The organism is Citrobacter cronae (genome assembly GCF_016893685.1).
Lineage (GTDB): Bacteria > Pseudomonadota > Gammaproteobacteria > Enterobacterales > Enterobacteriaceae > Citrobacter > Citrobacter werkmanii.
Genome location: NZ_CP069763.1, coordinates 988,473 through 994,324, shown reverse-complemented (window position 1 = coordinate 994,324; position 5,852 = coordinate 988,473). Strand labels below are relative to the sequence as shown.

The window sequence follows — 5,852 nt, the reverse complement described above, 5'->3', positions numbered from 1 at the left end:
AACCTCAATGTCCTCATCCCGTCCGGTGTTTCGCTCGCGCTGGCTTCCCTATTTACTGGTGGCCCCGCAGTTGGTTATCACCGTTATTTTCTTTATCTGGCCCGCCGGTGAAGCGCTGTGGTACTCGCTACAAAGCGTTGATCCTTTTGGCCTTTCCAGCCAGTTTGTCGGACTGGAAAACTTTGTCGCGCTGTTCCATGACCCGTACTACCTTGATTCGTTCTGGACGACGATAAAGTTCAGTACGCTGGTTACGGTAAGCGGCCTGCTGGTGTCGCTGTTTTTTGCTGCGCTGGTGAATTATGTCGTGCGCGGTAGCCGTTTTTACCAGACGTTGATGCTGTTGCCCTACGCCGTTGCGCCCGCCGTTGCCGCCGTACTGTGGATCTTCCTGTTTAACCCGGGTCGCGGGCTGATCACCCATTTGCTCGCTGAGTTTGGCTATGACTGGAATCACGCGCAAAACAGCGGTCAGGCCATGTTTCTGGTGGTGTTCGCGTCGGTCTGGAAGCAGATTAGTTACAACTTCCTGTTCTTCTTTGCCGCACTGCAATCTATTCCCCGGTCGCTGATCGAAGCCGCCGCGATTGATGGCGCAGGACCGGTTCGCCGCTTCTTTAAATTAGCGCTGCCGCTGATTGCGCCGGTCAGTTTCTTTTTGCTGGTGGTGAATCTGGTGTATGCCTTCTTTGACACCTTCCCGGTGATCGACGCCGCCACGGCAGGTGGGCCGGTACAGGCGACCACGACGTTGATTTATAAGATCTATCGTGAAGGCTTTGTCGGCCTGGATCTCTCTGCGTCAGCCGCGCAGTCGGTGGTGCTGATGTTCCTGGTCATTATTTTGACGGTGGTGCAGTTCCGCTATGTGGAAAGTAAGGTGCGTTACCAATGATTGAGAACCGTCGTGGGCTGACAATATTCAGCCATACCATGCTGATGCTGGGAATCATGGTGATCCTGTTCCCGTTGTACGTCGCGTTTGTCGCGGCGACGCTGGACAACAAAGCGGTATTTGAAACGCCGATGACGCTGATTCCCGGCACGCAGTTGCTGGAAAACATGAAATACATCTGGGTCAACGGCGTGGGCGTCAACAGCGCGCCGTTCTGGCTGATGATGCTCAACAGTTTCATCATGGCGTTCAGTATTACGGTGGGGAAAATCACCGTCTCTATGCTCTCCGCATTCGCCATCGTCTGGTTTCGCTTTCCGCTGCGCAATCTGTTCTTCTGGATGATTTTTATCACCCTGATGCTGCCGGTTGAGGTGCGTATTTTCCCGACGGTAGAAGTGATCGCCAACCTGAAAATGCTCGACAGCTACGCGGGCCTGACGCTGCCGCTGATGGCGTCGGCTACCGCGACCTTCCTGTTCCGTCAGTTCTTTATGACCCTGCCGGATGAGCTGGTTGAAGCGGCGCGTATTGACGGCGCGTCACCGATGCGTTTTTTCCGCGATATCGTGCTACCGCTGTCAAAAACCAATCTGGCGGCGCTATTCGTGATCACCTTTATTTACGGCTGGAACCAGTATTTGTGGCCGTTGTTAATTATTACCGATGTCAACCTGGGCACTGCGGTAGCGGGCATCAAAGGCATGATCGCCACCGGCGAAGGTACCACCCAATGGAATCAGGTGATGGCAGCCATGCTGCTGACGCTCATCCCTCCGGTAATTATCGTGTTAGCCATGCAGCGTGCCTTTGTGCGTGGTTTAGTGGACAGTGAGAAATAAAATGGCAGGACTCAAACTACAGGCAGTAACCAAAAGCTGGGACGGCAAAACCCAGGTGATTAAACCGCTGACGCTGGACGTTGCGGACGGGGAGTTTATCGTGATGGTCGGGCCATCCGGCTGCGGCAAGTCTACGTTGCTGCGGATGGTGGCCGGGCTGGAGCGGGTCAGCGGCGGCGATATCTGGATCGATAATAAGCGCGTCACCGAGATGGAGCCGAAAGATCGCGGCATTGCGATGGTGTTCCAGAACTATGCCCTCTACCCACATATGAGCGTAGAAGAAAACATGGCCTGGGGGCTGAAGATCCGTGGAATGGGTAAGGAGCATATTGCCGAGCGGGTGAAAGAGGCGGCACGTATTCTCGAACTGGGTGAACTGCTCAAACGTCGCCCACGCGAACTTTCCGGCGGCCAGCGTCAGCGCGTGGCGATGGGACGGGCGATTGTTCGCGATCCGGCGGTATTCCTGTTCGATGAGCCGCTTTCTAACCTCGATGCCAAGCTGCGCGTGCAGATGCGTCTGGAGTTACAACATCTGCATCGCCGACTGAAAACCACCTCGCTGTATGTGACGCACGATCAGGTTGAAGCGATGACCCTTGCCCAGCGGGTGATGGTGATGAACAAAGGCATTGCCGAGCAGATCGGTACGCCGGTTGAAGTGTACGAGAAACCTGCCAGCCGCTTTGTGGCGAGCTTTATCGGCAGCCCGGCGATGAACCTGCTGGATGGGCGTATTAGCGCTTCGGGTACGCATTTTGAACTGGATGACGGCATGGCTTTGCCCATCGCCAGGAGCGTCCGGGAGTGTATTGGGCGTAACATGACGCTGGGTATCCGCCCGGAGCATATTGCGTTAAGCTCGCAGGCCGATGGCGGTGTGCCGTTGGTTGTCGACACGCTGGAAATGCTGGGTGCGGATAACCTGGCACACGGGCGCTGGGGCGAGCAAAAGCTGGTGGTGCGACTGGCGCATCAGCATCGCCCGACGGCAGGCAGCACGCTGTGGCTGCATCTGCCAGAAAATCATTTGCATCTTTTTGATGGCGAAACAGGACAACGCGTATGAGTAACTGGCCTTATCCCCACATTGTCGCCCATCGCGGCGGCGGTAAGCTGGCTCCGGAAAACACCCTGGCGGCGATAGACGTGGGGGCGCGATACGGGCATACCATGATTGAGTTTGACGCTAAGTTGTCGAAAGACGGCGAGATCTTTTTGCTGCACGACGACAATCTCGAACGGACCAGTAACGGCTGGGGCGTGGCGGGTGAACTGAACTGGCAGGATCTATTACGCGTGGACGCAGGCGGTTGGTTTAGCGGCGAGTTTAAAGGCGAACCGCTGCCGCTGCTCTCGCAAGTGGCCGCGCGCTGCCGTCAGCACGGCATGATGGCGAATATTGAAATTAAACCCACTACCGGCACCGGAACGCTAACCGGCAAAGTCGTGGCGCTGGCCGCGCGTGAACTGTGGGCGGGAATGACGCCGCCGCTGTTGTCGTCTTTTGAAATTGACGCGCTTGAAGCGGCGCAGCAGGCGGTTCCTGAACTGCCGCGCGGTTTACTGCTTGATGAATGGCGTGACGACTGGCGCGAACTCACTACCCGGCTCGGCTGCGTCTCGATTCATCTTAATCATAAGCTGCTGGATGAAGCGCGCGTGGATGCGTTGCGCGACGCGGGGCTACGTATTTTGGTTTATACCGTCAACCGACCCCAGCGCGCGGCAGAGCTGCTGCGCTGGGGAGTGGACTGCATCTGTACCGATGCTATTGATACGATAGGACCGGATTTTCAACCCTATTAAGGCCCAATCGTTTTTAACGGAACGTTAGGCTGCGGCGTGCTGGAGGGCTTCAGCATGTCGCCGTTCTTTTTCTCTGACAACATATGTTGCTGTTTATTCAGCGAACTGTCCGGGTTGCGGGTTCCGTTCAACATGCCACCGTTGCTGTTGGGCAGCATCTGCTGTTGACCCGAATTCAACTCTCCAGGCTGGGACTGAAGGACTCGCTGGGAATTGGTGTTGATTTGGTTTTCCATGTGCTGTTGCTGCATGCGGGTTTGCGTTTGCAACTGCTGGTTGAGCATCCCTTTTTGCTGAATTTGCTGCGTTTGCATTTGGGTTTGCATACGCTGCTGGCTCGGGATCTGGTAACCCGGTTGATTCGGGTTATTCATGGTGTTGATGGGCTGTGCAAAGCCTGCAAACGGCAATAGCATGGCTAAAAGTAAGAGTCGTTTCATCGCTTTTCTCCTCTCGGGGATCGCTTAAGTTTACTCCTTTCTCGCCGTTACGATGATTATTTCAGAGTTATGCACCAGGCTTAGTGGGGGCCGACCCCATACATCTGGAGAATAACGATGATAAAACCGACGTTTTTACGCCGGGTAGCCATTGCTGCTCTGCTCTCAGGAAGTTGTTTTAGCGTTGCTGCCGCGCCGGCAGCGCCACCGCCGGTATCCTACGGTGTCGAGGAAGATGTGTTCCATCCCGTGCGTGCGCAGCAGGGAATGGTGGCCTCGGTGGATGCGTTAGCCACCCAGGTCGGGGTGGATATCCTCAAACAGGGGGGCAATGCCGTTGATGCCGCCGTCGCCGTTGGTTACGCGCTGGCGGTGACGCATCCGCAGGCGGGGAACCTGGGCGGCGGTGGTTTTATGCTGCTGCGCACCAAAGACGGTAACACTACGGCGATTGATTTTCGTGAAATGGCGCCTGCTGCCGCGACCCGTGATATGTTCCTCGACGATCAGGGTAACGCCGATGCGAAAAAGTCGCTGACGTCGCATCTGGCATCCGGTACGCCGGGTACCGTGGCGGGTTTCTCGCTGGCGCTGGAGAAATACGGCACGATGCCGCTGAATAAAGTAGTGCGTCCGGCGATGAAGCTGGCGGAAGAGGGTTTTGTGGTTAACGATGCGCTGGCCGACGACTTAAAAACTTACGGCAGCGAAGTGATCCCTAATCATGAGAACAGCAAAGCCATTTTCTGGAAAGACGGCGAGCCGCTGAAGAAGGGCGATAAGCTGGTGCAAAAGAACCTGGCGAAAAGCCTGGAAATGATTGCCGAAAACGGCCCGGATGCGTTTTATAAAGGGGCGATTGCTGACCAGATTGCCGGGGAAATGCAGAAGAACGGCGGTCTGATGACCAAAGAGGATTTAGCCAGCTATAAAGCCGTTGAGCGTACGCCCATCAGCGGTGACTATCGCGGGTATCAGGTCTTCTCCATGCCGCCGCCATCCTCGGGCGGTATTCACATCGTGCAAATTCTCAATATTCTTGAAAACTTCGACATGAAGAAGTACGGCTTTGGCAGCGCCGATGCCATGCAAATCATGGCGGAAGCGGAAAAATACGCCTATGCCGACCGTTCAGAGTATCTGGGTGACCCGGACTTTGTGAAAGTGCCGTGGCAGGCGCTGACCAACAAAGCCTATGCGAAAACGCTGGCCGATCAAATTGATATCAACAAGGCCAAACCTTCCAGCCAGATAAAACCGGGCAAGCTCGCCCCGTATGAAAGCAACCAGACCACCCACTTCTCGGTGGTGGATAAAGACGGCAATGCCGTGGCGGTGACCTATACCTTGAATACAACCTTCGGCACCGGGATTGTGGCGGGTAATACCGGTATTCTGCTCAATAATGAAATGGACGATTTCTCTGCCAAGCCGGGCGTACCGAACGTATACGGACTGGTGGGCGGCGATGCCAACGCGGTCGGGCCGAAGAAGCGTCCGCTGTCGTCGATGTCGCCGACTATCGTGGTAAAAGACGGGAAAACCTGGCTGGTGACCGGCAGCCCTGGCGGGAGTCGAATCATCACTACCGTGCTGCAAATGGTAGTGAACAGCATTGATTTCGGAATGAACGTCGCCGAAGCGACCAACGCGCCGCGCTTCCATCATCAGTGGTTGCCGGATGAGCTTCGCGTCGAGAAGGGCTTCAGCCCGGACACGCTTAAGTTGCTGGAGCAAAAAGGACAGAAAGTGGCGCTGAAAGAGGCGATGGGCAGCACGCAAAGTATTATGGTTGGGCCGGATGGCGCCCTGTATGGCGCGTCCGACCCGCGTTCCGTGGATGACTTAACGGCGGGATACTAA

6 protein-coding genes are annotated in these 5,852 nt (G+C 55.8%); 5 read left to right on the top strand and 1 reads right to left on the bottom strand.

Annotated features, from left to right (window positions below; genetic code table 11):
* Positions 1–7: 7 nt before the first annotated feature.
* From ugpA to ugpQ, 4 genes are read left to right on the top strand one after another with little or no spacing between them, the layout of a single operon-like run.
* Positions 8–895 (top strand): sn-glycerol-3-phosphate ABC transporter permease UgpA, encoded by an 888-nt coding sequence (gene ugpA / locus JSN25_RS04420; protein WP_085049029.1) that lies wholly within the window; start codon positions 8–10, stop codon positions 893–895.
* A complete protein-coding gene (gene ugpE / locus JSN25_RS04415) occupies positions 892–1,737 on the top strand; it encodes a sn-glycerol-3-phosphate ABC transporter permease UgpE (protein ID WP_006687455.1) in 846 nt (281 codons plus the stop codon). The genes ugpA and ugpE overlap by 4 nt, the downstream gene beginning before the upstream one ends.
* Before the next feature lies 1 nt (position 1,738).
* Positions 1,739–2,809 carry a sn-glycerol-3-phosphate import ATP-binding protein UgpC gene (locus tag JSN25_RS04410; RefSeq protein WP_069323779.1) on the top strand — a complete coding sequence of 357 codons (1,071 nt, stop codon included), beginning with the start codon at positions 1,739–1,741 and terminating at the stop codon, positions 2,807–2,809.
* Positions 2,806–3,549 (top strand): glycerophosphodiester phosphodiesterase, encoded by a 744-nt coding sequence (gene ugpQ / locus JSN25_RS04405; RefSeq protein WP_087856273.1) that lies wholly within the window; start codon positions 2,806–2,808, stop codon positions 3,547–3,549. Before JSN25_RS04410 ends, ugpQ begins: the two co-directional genes overlap by 4 nt.
* On the opposite strand, the gene JSN25_RS04400 is transcribed toward ugpQ, so the two are convergent.
* The gene (locus JSN25_RS04400) at positions 3,546–3,989 is read right to left on the bottom strand and encodes a DUF2756 family protein (RefSeq protein ID WP_038634965.1); all 444 of its coding nucleotides are present in this window, start codon (positions 3,987–3,989) and stop codon (positions 3,546–3,548) included. The genes ugpQ and JSN25_RS04400 overlap by 4 nt on opposite strands.
* Positions 3,990–4,106: 117 nt before the next feature.
* On the opposite strand from JSN25_RS04400, the gene ggt reads away from it, so the two are divergent.
* Positions 4,107–5,852, top strand: coding sequence for a gamma-glutamyltransferase (ggt, locus tag JSN25_RS04395; protein WP_201287298.1), 1,746 nt, complete (start codon positions 4,107–4,109; stop codon positions 5,850–5,852).